Consider the following 15578-nt stretch of genomic DNA (forward strand, 5'->3'; position numbering starts at 1 on the left):
CCCAGACCGTCAGCACAATCAAACTTCGGGGTGCCCCACGCCACCACCACAGCAATGTCGCCGCCAGGCGACGAGCCCGTCAGGTAAGCGTCCGAGGCCGAATAGCATTAGCCCGATCCACCAACGCAATCCGATCACCAGCGTCATCCGTCAACCGAGCCAACGACCGATAACACCGCTCCAGCCCGAACCGGACGTCCCGCTCCTCCAGCTCACACCCGAGCACCTTCGCAGCAGTAACCGGCTTAGCCTGCCCAGGCACCTTCAGCCAGTCATAAGCCGCCTCAAGCACCTCAGCACTAAGCCGCGTATGCCGCTCAGCATCAAGATTCAACCGCTGCAACCGCCCAGAAGCGTCCACAAGATCGCCCTCGGTAACAGTCGGATGCTCCCCGGTACCCACACCTTGCGCCCGAGTCTTGATCTTGATAGCAGCAACCTGCGCATCCACATAATGCGTAGAAGTAGCCGGAACCCCTTCCAGCACCTCCACCGCACTCTCCCGCGCCCCTTGCGCCAAATACACCCGCGCAAGCCCGAACGCAGCACTCACATAAGTCCGGTCCGTCCGCCAAACCAGCTCATAGAACCGAGCGGCACCAAAGTAATCCCCCACGCCCTCAGCACTCACCGCCAACGCCAGCTTCGGCGCGATCTCCCCCGGCAGGTCGTCGTAAACGGCGTCAAACGCCACATGCGCGACCCGCGGCCGACCACCGGCCAGCTCGATCAACCCGCGGTACCAGTCAATCCGCCAGTCATGCGGGAACCCGTGCCGGATCGCCAGATACTGCGCGGCCTGCAACTGCCGCTGCGCCTCCACGAACTCGCCCAGCTCGATCCGGGCACGCACAATCCGCAACCGCACCTCGATCGACTCGCGCGGCGCGGTAGCCAGCGCCTCGATCGCCTCGTGCGGATCCAGCGCGGTCGTCGTAGCCAGCACACCAGCAGCCGGGTCATCCGTGTCGACCTGCGGAATCGGCAGCCCGGCAACGACCTCGGCCGCGTCCGGCAACGGCACCCGCTCGCCCTGCTCGGGCACCACGAGATGGACACCGAACGTCCGGCTCTCCGGCCCGAACACCGTCGACGCGGCGGGCCGCGGCTGACCGGTGCCGAGCGCCATGATCTCGCGCAGAACCCCGGTCAGCTGGTCGGCCATGTCGTCAGCAGCGATGAACCGGCGGTCCGGATCGGCATGCGTGGCCCGCTTCAGGAACCGGTAGTACGACCCGAAAAGCGCGAACAACGGCACCGCGTCCGGTCCGGGCAGCGTGTTCTTGAACTCGCGGGTGTAGCCGGCGAACTCGAAGCTCAGCACGGCGAGCGTCCGGCCGACCGTGTACAGGTCCGAGGACACCGACGCGCCCTGTGACGCCAGCTCGGGCGCGCTGTAGCCGGTGGTGAAGAACAGCGGGCTCTCGTAGTCGTCGATCCGCCGCACCGCGCCGAGGTCGATCAGCTTGAGCTGCTCGCGGGTCTGGATGACGTTGTCCGGCTTGAGGTCGCAGTACAGCAGGCCCTGGCCGTGCAGGTAGCCGAGCGCGGGCAGGATTTCCAGGCCGTACGCGATGACCTGGCCGATCGGCAGCGGCTCCGGCCGGTTGCTTTCCCGGTGGTGCTGCAGCGCGAGCTGGCGCAGCGACTGGCCGCCGACGTACTCCATGACGATGTAACCGACGGTGTTGCCGGTCTGCGCGTCCGGATGCTGCACGAAGTTGTGGATCTTGACGATGTTCGGGTGCTCGACCTCGGCGAGGAACCGCTGTTCGTTCGCCGCGGCGGCCATCGCGGTGGAGTCGCCGGTGTCGATCAGGCCCTTCAGCACGACCCAGCGGTCGGACACGTTGTGGTCCTTGGCCAGGTAGATCCAGCCGAGACCGCCGTAGGCGAGCGCGCCGAGCACCTCGTACTGGCCGCCGACGACCTCGTGCGCCTTCAGCTTCGCGATGAACGAGAACGGCGTGCCGCACTTCTCGCAGGTGCCCTCGGGTTCGCCCGGCTGACCGTCCTTGCCGCGGCCGACCTTCGCGCTGCAGTTGCCGCAGAACCGCTTGTCCTCGGCCACGACCGGGTTGGCCAGCACCGCGGTCGACGGATCGCGGTACGGCACCGGAGGCACGTCGATGAGCCCCGCGCCGAGCCGTCCGCGCCGGGAGCGGCGGGTGCCGCGCGAGCCAGTGCGCCGGGAGGTGCCGGGGAACGAACCCGTGCCAGTACCGGTACCGGTGCCTTGCGAGCCCTGCGAACCGTGGGTGCCGGTGCCATGGCCTTCGCTGCCGCCCGACGGCAGGACGCTGTCTGTGCCGTGGTCGGGCAGCGGGCCGCCGTCGGCGGGGGCCACCCGCGGGGTCGGCGGCATGATGCTCTGGGTGTGCGGCGTCGGGCTGGCGAGCACGCTGGTCGGCATCGGCGCGGCCGGGTCGACGGGGGCGACCGGCTGGTTCGACTGCGGCAGGATCACCGGCGCGAGGTCGCCCGGCGGACGCGTGGGGGCGTCGCCGCCGTCAGCCGGGGGCTTGCCCTGCGCGGCGGCGCCCATCGGGATCGGACCGGAGTTCGGTCCGGTGGCGCGGTTCTCCGGCGGACGCGACGGGCGGTTCCCCTGCGCTTGCTGCGGATGGTTCGGCGGGGCCGGCCGCTGTCCGGTGCGCGATTGCGGCGGATAGGGCTGCCCCTGCGACGGCGGCGCGGGCTGTCCCGGATACGGCTGGCCTTGCGACGGCGGCTGCCCCTGCGGACGGCCCTGCGGCGGCATCGGCTGGCCCCCGCGCGGAGCCGGACGGCCCTGCGTCCGCGGCTGCTGCCCGGCCTGCCCCGGCTGCGCCTGTCCCGGCTGAGCGGGCTGGCCCGACGGCGCGGCCTGTCCCGGCTGACCTTGCGGACCGCCTCGCTGAGCTGACTGACCCTGCTGCCCGCCCTGCGGACGCTGCACCGGAGCGTTGATCAACGTCTCGGCGTCCGGATCGGCCTGCGGGTTCAGCCGCCCGGACACCGACGGTTCCGGGGTGTCCCAGCGCACGGGCGGCGGCGGGGTCCACGAAGCGTCGGCCGCCTCGCCCCGCCCGGACGGCTGGTCCGCGGCCTTCGCCTCGTCGCCGTCCCCGTCCGGTGCTGCGTGCCGAGGACGGCGCGCCTCCTCCGACACAACTACCTCCCGAGCTCCCCGCGGCAAACCTGCCGCTCAAAAAGTACAACTCACGCAGCGCGACTGGCCAGGTCACCCGTATTGCGGGGACGGCGGGTTCGCCGGCCCCAGCCGGGCGCCGACCCAGTTCTGGTAACTGCTCGCCCAGGTGCCGTCGCCGCGGATCTTGTCCAGCACCGCGTTCACGAAGCGGACCAGGTCCTCCTCGTCCTTCGGGACCCCGACGCCGTAATTCTCCTGTGTCATCGGATCGCCCGCGACCTTCACCGTCGGGTCCTGCGCGGCCATGCCCGCCAGGATCGTGTCGTCGGTGGACACCGCGTCGACCTGGCCCTGCTGCAGCATCACGAGGCAATCCGACCAGTTCGGCACCGACACCGCGACCGGTTTGGCCGGGTCGGTGGCGATCTTCGCGAGCGAGGTCGACTTCGCCGCCGCGCACACGCGTTTCCCGGCGAGGTCGGTCAGCGACTGCGCGTTGGACGACTTCGGCACCAGGATCTTCTGCCCGGCCACGTAGTACACCGACGAGAACTGCACCTGCTTCCGGCGCGCGCAGGTGATGCTGTAGGTCCGGACCACCACGTCGACCTGGTGTTCCTTGAGCACGTTCTCCCGCTGCGACGACGTGATCGCCCGGTACTGCACGTGGCCCTCGGAACTGCCGAAAATCGCCTTGGCGATCTCGTTGACCAGGTCGATGTCGAAGCCTTCGAGCTTGCCGGTCTTCGGATTCCGGAAGCCGAACAGATAGGTCGTCTGGTCGACGCCCGCGATGAGCTTCCCGCGCTGTTTGATCTTCTGCAGGCTCGGCCCGGAGGTGTCCAGACCATTCGGAGCGAGGCTGGCGAGCGGGTTGCAGCTGGTGTCGGAATCGCCGCCGGCCGCGGCGTCCGGGCCGCCGACGCCCGCCGGGGCGGGCCAGGCCGCGTCAGTGACCGGCGCGGCCTCCATCGGCTGGACCGCCGTCCCGCAGGCGGCGGCGAGAACCGCGACCACCGCGAGCACGGCAGTCCGGACGAAGTGCCGCGACCGGATCACCGGTACTCCCTCAGTCTCTCTCGCACGCCGACTGTGATGCCGCCCGCCGCGAGCACCGCCAGCACCCCGACGCCCGCCGCGAGCGCGGTGAGCGCGTTGTCGCCGGATCTGGTGCTGTCGAGGAATTCCTGCCGGCAGACGTCGATCGCGGCCTGGAGGTTCGTGTCGAGCCGCGCGAACGCGGCGGCGGCGCTGTTCGGGCTCACGCTCGTCGCGAAGTCGACGGCTTCCTGGTACTGCCCGCCGTCGTCGAGGCGGCGGACCTGAAGGTGGGCCAGCGACCATTCGCGCGCGGCCTGTTCCGCCGCTTCGATCTTCTGCTCGCCCGCGGTGCCGGAGGCGAGGCCGCGCGCGTCGCCGAGCAGGCCGCCCTTGCCGTCTGCGCCGACGAGCTTCTCGGCCAGCTTGATGAACTGCTGCTCGTACGCGCCGCCGTCGCCGCGCGCGACCAGCGTCAGGGTTTCGTCCGCGCGGGCCTGCAGCGCGTAGATCCGGGCGCGAACCAGGATGTCGACCTGCGACGTGCCGTCGGTGCGCCCGGTCGCGACGAGACTGCCCTGCACGACGAGCGCGACCGCGCCCCACAGCAGCGACAGCACGATGCAGCCGGTGGCCACGAGCAATCCGATGTTCAGCACCCGGTTCGTCCGCCGGGTCAGGTAGATCTGCGCGGCCACGAGCGCCGCGAGGAGCACGACGACCAGCGCGACCGCCACCCACGGCACGTCGCTGCTGCTGTCCTGCTCGCCGGTGAGCTTCTGCGTGTGCGCCTTGTAGAGCTCGTCCGCGGCGGGCAGGATCGTCGTGCGCATCAGCTGCGAGGCCTCGCGCAGATACGAAGCGCCGGACGGGAAACCCTGCCGGTTGTTGGCGCGCGCGGTCTCGACGATCCCGGTGTAGACCGGGACCTTCTGGTTCAGGATGTCCACCTGGTGGGCGGCGGTGCCGACGTCAGTGGTGTCGGACGCCGCGCGGGCGAGCGCGGATCCCGCTTCGGCGATGTCCTGCTCGTACCGCTTCCGCAGCGCGGGCGGTTCGGTGCCGACGGAAAGAAAAGCGCTGGCCGCGGTCGCGTCCGCGTCCGACAGCGAGCGGAACACCTGCTGCGCGGCCGCCGCGAGAGGTTCGCGGTGGTCGATCAGGCCGTTGATGGTGTTGTCCTTGTCCTTCACCGACAACACGCCCACGAGCCCGGCCACCAGCGAAAGCAGCACCAGCGCGACCGCGATCAGCGAAAGCTTGCCGGGCGTGGTGGTCGTGGATCTGACGACCGCGCGCACCGCCTGCCCGGGCAGGTCCAGCAGCCCGGCGATTCCGCTGCGGCCCCGAAATTTCTCCGGTGGGGGCTCGGCAGTCGTTTCCGGCCGCGTCGCAGTGCTGCTCATCCCCGATCCTCCCCGTGTGCCACTCGCAGAAGGTAGCCGGTCGGGCGAGGCGCAGCGAACGACACCCGGAAGGTGTCACCTGCACGTGATCTCAGCCAGCGCACTGACCGCGGCTTCGACCTTTCTCACCGGTTCCGCTCGTAGCGGTACTGCGTAGCAACCCCTGGGTTGCCGCTTCGGCCATTGCCGCACGTACGTCGACGCACCACGGGCCGTCGGCGCGCAGTTCGACGTACGCTCCTTCGCCGTTTTTCAGTTCCAGTTCGCGTTCTCCGTCTACCGCGATAACGCCGCCACCTGCGGCAAGGTCCACGCGTACGCCGGGACGCAGCACTCCCCAGCCACGTACGCCGACTGGACGCACCACGCCAGGCGCGATCGCGGCGTGCACCACGTACGCGGAACTGTCGACCGGACCAAGCTGCAGCGCCACACCGTCCGCACTGGAACGAGAGCTCGGACACAGCTGTCCGGCGATGCTCGACAGGCCAATGCCGTCCGGCTCGGCGAAGGTGCAGTACAGCTCAGTGAGCGCGGTCGGATCCCAGAGCGCCTTCGCGCCGACGTGTTTGTTCATCGAGACCGCGACGTCCACGAGCGCGATCTCGCGACGGTTCTTGGTGACGACCTCGAGCATGCTGACTCGCTGGGTGACGAGATCGGCGTCGACCTGGCCGCTCGCGACCATCCCGGCGGCGAGCCCGGCCACAGTGGCTTCTCCGGCCTGCGGAAACGCGTTGTTGGTGCCAGTCGGCAGCGCAAGCAGCGGGACGTCGCCGCACGCCTTCGCAGCGACGCGGGCCGTGCCGTCGCCGCCGAGGCACACGATCACGCCCGCTCCGGCCTCGACCATCCGGCGCACCGCGTTGATGGTGTCCTGCGCGGTGCCGGTGAGGGTGTCCTCGTCGCAGAACTCCACGCGGGGCAGCGGCTCGCGGCCGAGGTCGCGCAGCACGGCGGCGGAGATACCGCTGAGGTCAGTGGACAGCAGAGCACGCTCGACGCCGGTCACCGCGAACGCCGACAGCAGCCGGCGCACCAGATTGGCCTTCTCCTCGACCGGGACGGCCGACGCCTGCGTGACGAGTCTTCGGATGTCCTGACCGGACGCCGGGTTCGCCACGATCCCCGCAACGACTACCCCCATCGAGCACCCCTCAGTCCACTGCCGCCAGGGGACCAGCACACGCGTCCGGTCACGCGGAGGAAAGGGTTGCACGGACGTTGCATCGGCCGTGCCTCCACGCCGGCCAGAGCCTACCCTGGGTTCCCGCGTGGCTACCCGTCGTTCAAACGAGAGAAGCAAGCCCTTCGTAGGTGTACCCGGCTTCTTCGACCGCCGCGCGGACGGCGGTCTCGTCGAGGGCTTCGGCGCTGCGGACCGTCACGTGCCCGGTTTCGACGTCGACGGTCACGTTCTCGACCCCGGGCACCTCGGTCAGTTCCTCGGTGACCGACTGCGCGCAGTGGCCGCAGGACATGCCGGTGACGAGGTAGGTGTTTTCGCTCATGCCCGCGAGCCTACGAGCATCCGGGCAGTCCACGATCGGGTGATCCACAATGGCCGGTCCGGCATACAAAGCCTTGTCCGGCAAGACAATCCGCATGGTGGGACGAGCGCTCGGCGGCAGAGACGAAAGAAGCCACCACCCCCGCAACCGGGAGTGGTGGCGACTTAGCGATTAGACGCAGGTCAGATCAGGCTGACCGACGTGGCCTGCGGGCCCTTCTGGCCCTGGCCGATCTCGAACTGCACGCGAGCGTTCTCCTCGAGGGTACGGAAACCGTTGCCCTGGATCTCGCTGTAGTGCACGAAGACGTCGCCGCCGCCGTTGTCGGGAGTGATGAAGCCGAACCCCTTCTCGGAGTTGAACCACTTCACGGTGCCCTCAGTCATCTAAACAATCTCCATACATAACACCAAAACAGGAAGCCGACCGACGTCCTGGGCCCAGACACGGGCGAGATGCGTTCCCCAGAGAGGAGGCCCACGCCCGCTGAGTTCTGCGAGCGTGCTTTACCACGAACACAAAAATCGAGACCAACTAAAGTAAAGCACAGCGGAGCGGGCGCGGACAAGCCGACTCACCCCAGTTCGCGAAGCCGGGTCACTCCCCGCTGGCGTGGCGGAGCGGCGCACCGAACGGCGAGCGCCAGTCGGCGCCCTGATCAGGCGCGACCACGGCTACGTCGTGGGCTTCCGCGCTGGCGCTGAACAGCACCGGAACCACGCCGGACCGGGTCTGGGCAGGCACCTCGACGGCCTGGCCCTGTTCCGGCTCCTCGCGCACTACCGACACCAGCGCACCGGCCCGCGCGGACCGGGCCCGGCCGCGAGCCGTCGCCGCGGCGGTACGGGATTTCCCGTCCTTTTCGTCGGCCATGACGAACTCCCCTCGTTCCTTCCCCGCGGCAAGCGGGGCGATGACCGCGATGGTGCCATCCGGCACCGACAAAATCCGGCCGAAACCGGTTGTCCCCACCCCTGAAACGCGCCGAATGGCCGCGAACCGAGCCGGGGAACGTGTCCACCCGGGAATTTCCCCAACCGAACGCCAGCGAACCTCGCCGGGCGAACCGGGTCCGGATGCCGAACCCCGGGAACACCGTCAGGTTACCTGAGCCAACCCCCGCCAGCTACCGAACATTCCCGGCGTTTCCCTGTGTTCTCAGGAAGATTTCAGGTCCCGGAAGGACGCGGGGCTCCGAGAAGCGTGCTCAGCCGCACGTCGGGGGTCACGACGTCCGGGTCCGTCCGGACGTCGATGACGCACGGCCGCTGCCGGACGAGCGCGCTCGCGATGATCGGTTCGAGCCGCTCGCGATCGTCCACCGTGTACCCGGCCGCGCCGAGCCCGCGCGCCCACGACGCGAAGTCAGTCAGCGGGATGGTCACTCCGGACAGCCGTCCGTGCGTACGCGCCTGATGCATCGCGAGGGGACCGTGCAAGCCGTTCTGGAACACGACCACCATCACTGGCGCGCGGTACCGCACAGCGGTCTCGATCTCTTGCCCTGTCATGAGCGTGCCCGCGTCGCCGACCATCGCGACCACAGCGCGTCGCGGTTCGGTGAGCTTGGCCGCTACGGCCGCAGGCACCGCGTACCCCATCGCGGCGTTGCTCGGACCGAGCTGGCTGCGCGGAGCGGTGAAGCACCAATAGCGGTGCATGAACTGCGCGAAGTTGCCGGCGTCGCTGGTGACGATGGTGTCCTCGGGCGCGAGCTTTCGCAGCGCGCGCACGACGTCGACCGGATGTACGCGCGTGTTGTTGCTTGTGTTCGGCGGTGTCATGAAGGTGTGCACGGCAGCGTTCGCGGCCGACGCTCTGCGCGTACGCGGCGAAGCGATCGCGCGCAGTTCCTTCAGGAACGGCTCGACCTCAGTGTCCACACGGAACGTCAGGCCGCGACGGCGCTGCTCGTCGATGCCAGTGCCGACAAGGACAAGCGTCTGCTGCGGAGTCGGATAGCGGAAGCCCTGCGTCGTGACTTCGTCGAGTTGGGTGCCGAGCGCGAGCACGAGGTCGGCTCGTTCGAGCGCGTCGAGCTGGCGCGCGGGGATGCCGAGGCCGAGGTGCCCGGCGTAGCGCGCGTGGTTCTCCGGGAACGCGTCCTGGCGGCGAAAAGCGTTGTACACCGGCAGCGCCAGCTCGTCGGCCACCGCGATCAGCTCGTCCCGCGCCGACCGTGCCCGCCCGCCGACGATGACCACCGGGTAGCGCGCTTCGTCCACCAGACCGGCTACCGCTTCCGCCGAACGGCCCAGCGTTCCGGTGGCCGGCGGGCGCACCTTCGCCACCGGTTTGGCCGAGTCATACGGGACACCCCACGCGTCGCTCGGCACGCCGATCACGACCGGGCCCGGCCGTCCTTCGCGGCACCGCGCGAGACCTTCGGCGAGCAGATGCGGCACGTCGTCGGGATCGTCCGCGCGGACGCACCATTTGGCGATCGATTCGAACATCCCGGTCGAATCGGACGTCGGCACCTCGCCGGTGAGCACCGGATCGAGCGCGGGGGTTTCGAGCAGCACCACCATCGGCGTCTCGTCCTGATACGCCGTCTGCACGCCCATGACCAGCGCGGCGGCGCTCGGACCGCGGCTCGCGAGCAGCACGGCGGGGCGCTCGGTGAGCTTGCCCTCGGCCTCGGCCATGAAGGCCGCGCCCGAATCGTGGCGGGCCGAAACGAGCGTGACGTCGCGCTCGCGGCGCAGCGCGTCGAGCAATTCCAGGAACGACTCGCCGACGACCGCGTACACCCGGCGGACCCGGGCCTCGTTCAAGACGCGTACGGCCGTTTGCGCGACGGTGGTTCCCACTTGGTATCTAATGAGGAGAGCTTAGGGCGGCACCGTGAACCGGCGTCAAGTGATCTTGAACAACTCGCCGCGGGATTGTGCCAATTGCCGGATCGGGCTGCCCACCAGTTGGGAGGACGCCGTCGTGACATCCGCCGAACATGAGACTGTTTTCACTTATGGAGCTCCGGCACTCAAATACGGAACCGGCTCGAGCGACGAGATCGGATACGATCTTGGCCAGTTCGGCGCCCGGCGCGTCCTGGTGGTGACCGACCCGGTCGTCGCGGCGACCGGCTGGCCGGAGCGGATCGCCGAGGGCATCCGCGGCTACGGGATCGCGGCCGAAACCTTCGACGGCGTGCACGTCGAGCCCACCGACGTCAGCATGCAGAAGGCAGTGGACTTCGCTCGCGGCACCGGCCCGTACGACGCGTTCGTGGCAGTCGGCGGCGGGTCCAGCATCGACACCGCGAAGGCCGCCAACCTGCTGACCAGCAACGACGGCGAGCTGATGGACTACGTCAACGCGCCGGTCGGCGGCGGCCGCGCGCCGGCGAACCCGCTGAAGCCGCTGGTCGCGGTGCCGACGACGACCGGAACCGGATCGGAAAGCACCACGGTGTGCGTGCTGGACGTGCTGTCGCTGCGGGTGAAGAGCGGGATCAGCCACCTGCGGCTGCGCCCGACGCTCGCGGTCGTGGACCCGCGGCTCACGGTCAGCCAGCCGGCCGGGGTCACCGCGGCGAGCGGGATGGACATCCTCTGCCACGCCGCGGAGAGCTACACCGCCAAGCCCTACACCGAGTTCGGCCGGAAGCGGCCCGAGGAACGGGTTCCCTACTGCGGGTCGAATCCGCTGGCGGACATGTTCGCGGAGAAGTCGCTGCAACTGCTGTCGTGGGCGCTGCCCGCCGCGGTGCGCGACGGCGACGACATGGCCGCGCGCGAAGCGATGGCGCTGGCCGCGACGTTCGCCGGGCTCGGGTTCGGCAACGCCGGCGTGCACATCCCGCACGCCAACGCGTATCCGATCGCCGGGCAGGTCCGGGATTTCCACCCCGACGGCTATCCCGGCGAGGAAGCGATGGTGCCGCACGGCATGGCCGTCTCGCTCACCGCGCCCGCCGCGTTCCGGTTCACCTTCGAAGCGAACCCGGAGCGGCACCAGCGCGTCGCCCGGCTGCTGGCCCCGGATTTCGAATGGTCCGGCGACTTCGCCGATCATCTGCCCGCGGTGCTGACGATGCTGATGCGCGAGATCGGCCTGCCCGCCGGAATCGGCGCGGTCGGCTATAGCGAGTCCGATGTGGACTCTCTGGTGGAGGGAACCTTGAAACAGCAACGCTTGCTGGCCACCGCGCCGCGCACACCGTCCGAAAAGGACCTGGCCGGGATTCTCCGGGACTCGGTGCAGCTGTGGTGAACTACCCGCATTGGCAGACGATTCCGTTGCGCTGGAAAGACAATGACGTCTACGGCCATGTGAACAACGTCGTGCATTACTCGCTGATGGACACCGTCATCAACACCTGGCTGATCGAACGCGGCGGCCTCGACATCGAGTCCGGGCCGGTGATCGGACTGTGCGTGGAATCGCGTTGTGCTTACCACGCCTCAGTTTCGTTCCCGGACACGCTGCGGATCGGCCTGCGGGTGGCGCACCTCGGGCGGTCGAGCGTGCGGTACGAGATCGGGATGTACACGGCGTCGGAAACCTTGGTGGCGGAAGGACATTTCGTGCACGTGTTCGTGGATCGCGAGTCCCGGCGGCCGGTCGAGGTGACCGGGAAGCTGCGGGAATCGTTGGCGGAACTGGCTTGATCACCCCGGACTGACCGCACGCAACGCCCGGCCGCCGAGTTCGCGCAGGTGCTCCGCCAGCTCCGGCGGTTCGTGCACCTGGAACTCGCGGCCGAGGCTGGTCAGCCGGAACGCCAGCCACTCCAGCGTGTCGGCCGGGCTGACAACGCGGCAGGTGCGGTCGTCCACCGCGGTCACTTCGCTTGCCGCGCCCCAAATCCGCACCACTTCGTCGGCCGACGCGTGCACGGTGACCACCGCGCGATGCGTCGGGCGGGAGGTGTGCAGCTTCGTGGTCACATACTCCGCCGGGTTCTTGGCAGGAAGGTCTCTCGCGGTGAACCGGGTCCCGATGGCCTGCGGTTTCTCGATGCGATCGACGCGGAAGACCCGCCAGTCGTCGCGGTCACTGTCGAAAGCCAGGAGGTACCAGCGCCGGCCGGACGACACCAGATGATGCGGCTCGACCAGCCTTTTCGTCGCCTTGCCGTCGTTGGCGAGATAGCCGAACCGCAGCCGCTCGCGGTTGGCGATCGCCGTTGCCAGGACCGTGAGCGCTTCCGGATCCACCCGCGGCCCGTCGTTCAGCGGCAACGGCACCGTCGCCTTGCTCAGCACACTCACCCTGCGCCTTAATCGAGACGGCAAGACCCGCTCCAGCTTCGTGAGCGCCCGCACCGACGCCTCGTCGATCCCGGTCACCGCGTGCCCGGACGCCATCCGCAGCCCGACCGCGATCGCGACCGCTTCCTCGTCGTCCAGCAGCAACGGCGGCATCGCACTGCCCGCGACCAGGCGATATCCGCCCTCCGCACCCATCGTCGCCTCGACCGGATACCCGAGCTCCCGCAGCCGCTCAATGTCCCGGCGAACCGTGCGCCCCTCGACGCCCAGCCGCTCCGCGAGCTCACTGCCCGGCCACTGCCTCGGCACCTGCAACAGGGACAGCAACTGCAACAACCGCGCCGCGCTCATGATCTAGGACCATACCAGCCCTACATGCTCTCTAACGTCCTTCTCATGACCATTCGCCCGTTCCGCATCGACATCTCCGACGCCGCCCTCGCCGACCTGCGCGCCCGGCTCACCCAAACCCGCTGGCCGTCCGCGCTGCCCGGCGACGGCTGGGACCGCGGCGCCCCGGTCGACTGGTTGCGCGAGGTCGCGTCCTATTGGGCCACCGGCTACGACTGGCGCGCCCACGAGGCCCGGTTGAACGAATTCCCGCAGTTCCACACCGAGATCGACGGTGTCGACCTGCACTTCCTGCACGTCTCGTCCGCCGCACCGTCCGCCACGCCGCTGCTGCTGACGCACGGCTGGCCGAACTCCTTCGTCGAGTTCGCGGACCTGATCGAGCATCTGTCGGACTTCCACGTCGTGGTCCCGTCCCTGCCCGGCTACGGCTTCTCGTCCGCCCCCGGCCCAGGCTGGGATGCCACTCGCGTGGCCCGCGCATGGGCCGAGTTGATGCGCCGCCTGGGCTACCGCGACTACGTCGTCCAAGGCGGCGATTACGGTGCCTACGTAGCCCCCGAAGTCGCCCGAGTCGGTCCGGTGCTGGGCGTCTACATCACCGCTGGCCTGGGGATTCCCACCGAAGCCGACCTGCCTGACCTGGATTCTTCGGAGCGCTCGGCGTTCACCGAGATGATGTCGCAGGACTGGATGAACGGCGTCGACCACCACGCCCTGCTGCGCGCCGCACCGCAGACGTTCGCGTACGGCTGGAACGACTCTCCCGTGGGTGCTTTGGCGTGGATGGCGCAGAAGTTCCACGAGTTCGGTGGCGGCGGCCGGGCACTGGACGAGATGCTGGACGGGTTCCTGACGAACCTGAGCGTGTACTGGTTCACGGAGACCTTCGGGACGTCGTCGTGGTCGTACTACTCGAGCACCGGGTTCGCCTGGCCGCGGGGCCAGAAGGACGCGCCGACCGGGGTGTACAGCGGAGTGCCGGGGATCCGCCGGCTGGCCTCGAGGGAGTCGGAGATCGTCCACTGGCCGGTCGACAATCCGGCTGGACACCACTTCATCGCGATGGACCAGCCGGAGGCTTACGCCGCAGACCTCGCGCGGTTCGTGTCTCGACTCCGCTCGCGGCGGTGAGGCTAGGGGTGGGTACCCACCCCGGTGAGGGGCCGGGCGCTGCCCGCTAGACTGAGCGCGCGGGCCGTTAGCTCAATTGGTAGAGCTGCGGACTTTTAATCCGTAGGTTCTGGGTTCGAGCCCCAGGCGGCCCACCACTACCGACATCCCCGCTGATCAGCGGGGATGTTCTTATCTGGGGATCCCGCGGATGTTCGCGGTGGGCTCTCCCCGCTCACCGAGCAGGAAAGCCTTGCCCCGTTGGGGAAAACCGCATGTGTCGAGGGTGTGCTTCGCTGCGGCGGGCCCGCGTCTTCTGCGCGCTCGAGCTTCAAGGAAACACCTCACCTGAGCCGCCAGCCGACCAGCCTCGCTGTGGTCTGATTCAGAACCCGCACTACGGTGCGGCGAGGGCGACCCGGTTACGCCCAGCGGTCTTGCCGGCGTACAGCGCGGCATCGGCGGCGCGAAGCAGTCCTTCGATGCTCTCTTCGGGAATATCGGGGTAGACCGCGCCGCCGAGGGTGGCGGTGAGGTGTATGGGGTGGCCGCTGGGGTCGCTGAGACTCAGGGTGTGGATCCGGGTGCGGATGCGTTCGGCGATGTCGCGGGTTTCGGCTTCGTCGACCCCTGGCAAAAGCACAGCGAACTCTTCACCGCCGTAGCGGCCGACGCTGTCACCTCGCCGCACCGAGGTGGTGATCGCTTTCGCGACTTTGAGGAGGACCTCGTCGCCGACCAGGTGACCGTGGGTGTCGTTGATGGTCTTGAACCAGTCTAGATCGATCATCAGGACGGCGACCTGCCCGTGTTCCGCCTGGACACGAGCGAGTTCCGCCTTGGCTTGGTCCTGCCAGGCGATGGCGTGCAGCAGTCCGGTGCGGTGATCGGTCCGCGCGGCGAGGCGCAGCTGGTCGAGAAGGACGCATTGGTGCAGTGCCAGCACCGGGATGATCATGAGCAGGGCCGCCGGCGGCCACCACCACAGGGCGAGGGCGACGAATACTCCGAGGGCGAGCTGGCTGACTTCGAGGAGGTTGTCCGACCGGCTGCCCAGCGCTTCGCCGGCGTGCTTGACGGTCGTGGTGCAGTGGATGACCACCGCGACGAGCACGGTGTTCACGGTCCACTGGACGGCCGCCGCCGCGATGATGACCAGCACGTCGGACCAGTCCGGCCGGATTGCTGAACCGGCTAGGGCGGGGTGGCCCGCGGCGTGCAGGACGGTCGTGGCCGCGGTCGCGGACAACGCGAGGGTCGCGGCGGTGAAGACGGTGCGGTGCGGTGGCCGGTGCGCGTCGAATCGGTTCACCAGTACCCAGCGGTGGCCGTAGATCACGGCGATCAAACCCAGCTCGAGCAACGGCGGCAGCGTCAGCACACCGGCGAAGATCCATACGCTGCACAGGTCCACGTAGGGAGAGTGCGACTGGTCGCGCCGGATCCGTTCGATGGCGTGCGAGGCGTGCAGGTGGATCACCGCGCAGCCGGCGAGCCAACCGGCGAGCGCCCACTGCCCGGAGGCCGGCCAGGAGCGAGCTGCCAAGACCACCGCGGCCACCGCCGCGATGTCGACGACGAGCACGAACGCCCGGGCCGGTTTCGGCAGAGACCACATTCGCCAGCGAGCGGGCAGCCAGGTTCTGCTGGGCGTACCGATGTGCATCACAGCGCCTCCCCAAGCCTGCTGTGTCTGTAATCACCCGTCTACGAACGGTAGCCGCGTCGCGGTCCGATGTCATCCCTCTGCCGCCGACCGGCCCGGCTGGGACCATTTCAGGTGTCCCGTATCCGGTGAGCCGCGAAG

Annotated in this window: 13 protein-coding genes and 1 tRNA gene; 4 read left to right on the top strand and 10 right to left on the bottom strand. The window is 69.0% G+C overall.

The window, feature by feature from the left end; translation table 11 throughout:
- Positions 1-79: 79 nt before the first annotated feature.
- From EIZ44_RS29685 to EIZ44_RS29720, 8 genes are all read right to left on the bottom strand, one after another.
- On the bottom strand, positions 80-3151 hold the full coding sequence (locus EIZ44_RS29685) for a serine/threonine-protein kinase (RefSeq protein ID WP_238603508.1): 3072 nt from the start codon (positions 3149-3151) through the stop codon (positions 80-82).
- Between the two features lie 72 nt (positions 3152-3223).
- Positions 3224-4192, bottom strand: coding sequence for a glutamate ABC transporter substrate-binding protein (locus tag EIZ44_RS29690; protein ID WP_199817233.1), 969 nt, complete (start codon positions 4190-4192; stop codon positions 3224-3226).
- On the bottom strand, positions 4189-5577 hold the full coding sequence (locus EIZ44_RS29695) for a GlnX family signal transduction membrane protein (RefSeq protein ID WP_037807438.1): 1389 nt from the start codon (positions 5575-5577) through the stop codon (positions 4189-4191). The genes EIZ44_RS29690 and EIZ44_RS29695 overlap by 4 nt, the downstream gene beginning before the upstream one ends.
- 91 nt (positions 5578-5668) lie before the next feature.
- On the bottom strand, positions 5669-6724 hold the full coding sequence (locus tag EIZ44_RS29700) for an ATP-NAD kinase family protein (protein ID WP_037807435.1): 1056 nt from the start codon (positions 6722-6724) through the stop codon (positions 5669-5671).
- Positions 6725-6866: 142 nt separating this feature from the next.
- Positions 6867-7088 (bottom strand): heavy-metal-associated domain-containing protein, encoded by a 222-nt coding sequence (locus tag EIZ44_RS29705; RefSeq protein WP_009071751.1) that lies wholly within the window; start codon positions 7086-7088, stop codon positions 6867-6869.
- Between the two features lie 182 nt (positions 7089-7270).
- Positions 7271-7474: a cold-shock protein gene (locus EIZ44_RS29710; protein ID WP_009071749.1), complete on the bottom strand. Its 204-nt coding sequence runs from the start codon at positions 7472-7474 to the stop codon at positions 7271-7273.
- A 211-nt stretch (positions 7475-7685) separates the two neighbouring features.
- A complete protein-coding gene (locus tag EIZ44_RS29715) occupies positions 7686-8027 on the bottom strand; it encodes a hypothetical protein (protein WP_037807433.1) in 342 nt (113 codons plus the stop codon).
- Positions 8028-8257: 230 nt separating this feature from the next.
- Positions 8258-9901 carry a thiamine pyrophosphate-binding protein gene (locus EIZ44_RS29720; RefSeq protein WP_134732598.1) on the bottom strand — a complete coding sequence of 548 codons (1644 nt, stop codon included), beginning with the start codon at positions 9899-9901 and terminating at the stop codon, positions 8258-8260.
- Between the two features lie 124 nt (positions 9902-10025).
- Between EIZ44_RS29720 and EIZ44_RS29725 the strand changes: the two genes are divergently transcribed.
- Positions 10026-11306, top strand: a complete 1281-nt coding sequence (locus tag EIZ44_RS29725) for a hydroxyacid-oxoacid transhydrogenase (RefSeq protein WP_134732599.1) — start codon at positions 10026-10028, stop codon at positions 11304-11306.
- On the top strand, positions 11300-11704 hold the full coding sequence (locus tag EIZ44_RS29730; RefSeq protein WP_134732600.1) for an acyl-CoA thioesterase: 405 nt from the start codon (positions 11300-11302) through the stop codon (positions 11702-11704). The genes EIZ44_RS29725 and EIZ44_RS29730 overlap by 7 nt, the downstream gene beginning before the upstream one ends.
- On the opposite strand, the gene EIZ44_RS29735 is transcribed toward EIZ44_RS29730, so the two are convergent.
- Positions 11705-12658 carry a helix-turn-helix transcriptional regulator gene (locus EIZ44_RS29735; RefSeq protein ID WP_037807428.1) on the bottom strand — a complete coding sequence of 318 codons (954 nt, stop codon included), beginning with the start codon at positions 12656-12658 and terminating at the stop codon, positions 11705-11707. It lies immediately after the preceding gene.
- Between the two features lie 45 nt (positions 12659-12703).
- Here EIZ44_RS29735 and EIZ44_RS29740 point away from each other — a divergent pair, with 45 nt between their 5' ends.
- Both EIZ44_RS29740 and EIZ44_RS29745 read left to right on the top strand, forming a co-directional pair.
- On the top strand, positions 12704-13792 hold the full coding sequence (locus EIZ44_RS29740) for an epoxide hydrolase family protein (RefSeq protein ID WP_134732601.1): 1089 nt from the start codon (positions 12704-12706) through the stop codon (positions 13790-13792).
- A 61-nt stretch (positions 13793-13853) separates the two neighbouring features.
- A tRNA-Lys gene (locus tag EIZ44_RS29745) sits at positions 13854-13929 on the top strand.
- Between the two features lie 239 nt (positions 13930-14168).
- Here the strand turns inward: EIZ44_RS29745 and EIZ44_RS29750 are convergent.
- Complete coding sequence (locus EIZ44_RS29750) at positions 14169-15437, bottom strand: GGDEF domain-containing protein (RefSeq protein ID WP_240691456.1); 1269 nt, start codon at positions 15435-15437, stop codon at positions 14169-14171.
- Positions 15438-15578: the final 141 nt, after the last annotated feature.

It is taken from the genome of Amycolatopsis nivea, assembly GCF_004522235.1.
GTDB lineage: Bacteria > Actinomycetota > Actinomycetes > Mycobacteriales > Pseudonocardiaceae > Amycolatopsis > Amycolatopsis nivea.

Bases quoted from the DNA above. Each gene is read 5' to 3' on its own strand.
- EIZ44_RS29750 (WP_240691456.1), bottom strand. From the start codon at position 15,437: ATGCACATCGGTACGCCCAGCAGAACCTGGCTGCCCGCTCGCTGGCGA.
- EIZ44_RS29700 (WP_037807435.1), bottom strand. From the start codon at position 6,724: ATGGGGGTAGTCGTTGCGGGGATCGTGGCGAACCCGGCGTCCGGTCAG.
- EIZ44_RS29705 (WP_009071751.1), bottom strand. From the start codon at position 7,088: ATGAGCGAAAACACCTACCTCGTCACCGGCATGTCCTGCGGCCACTGC.
- EIZ44_RS29695 (WP_037807438.1), bottom strand. From the start codon at position 5,577: ATGAGCAGCACTGCGACGCGGCCGGAAACGACTGCCGAGCCCCCACCG.
- EIZ44_RS29735 (WP_037807428.1), bottom strand. From the start codon at position 12,658: ATGAGCGCGGCGCGGTTGTTGCAGTTGCTGTCCCTGTTGCAGGTGCCG.
- EIZ44_RS29740 (WP_134732601.1), top strand. From the start codon at position 12,704: ATGACCATTCGCCCGTTCCGCATCGACATCTCCGACGCCGCCCTCGCC.
- EIZ44_RS29710 (WP_009071749.1), bottom strand. From the start codon at position 7,474: ATGACTGAGGGCACCGTGAAGTGGTTCAACTCCGAGAAGGGGTTCGGC.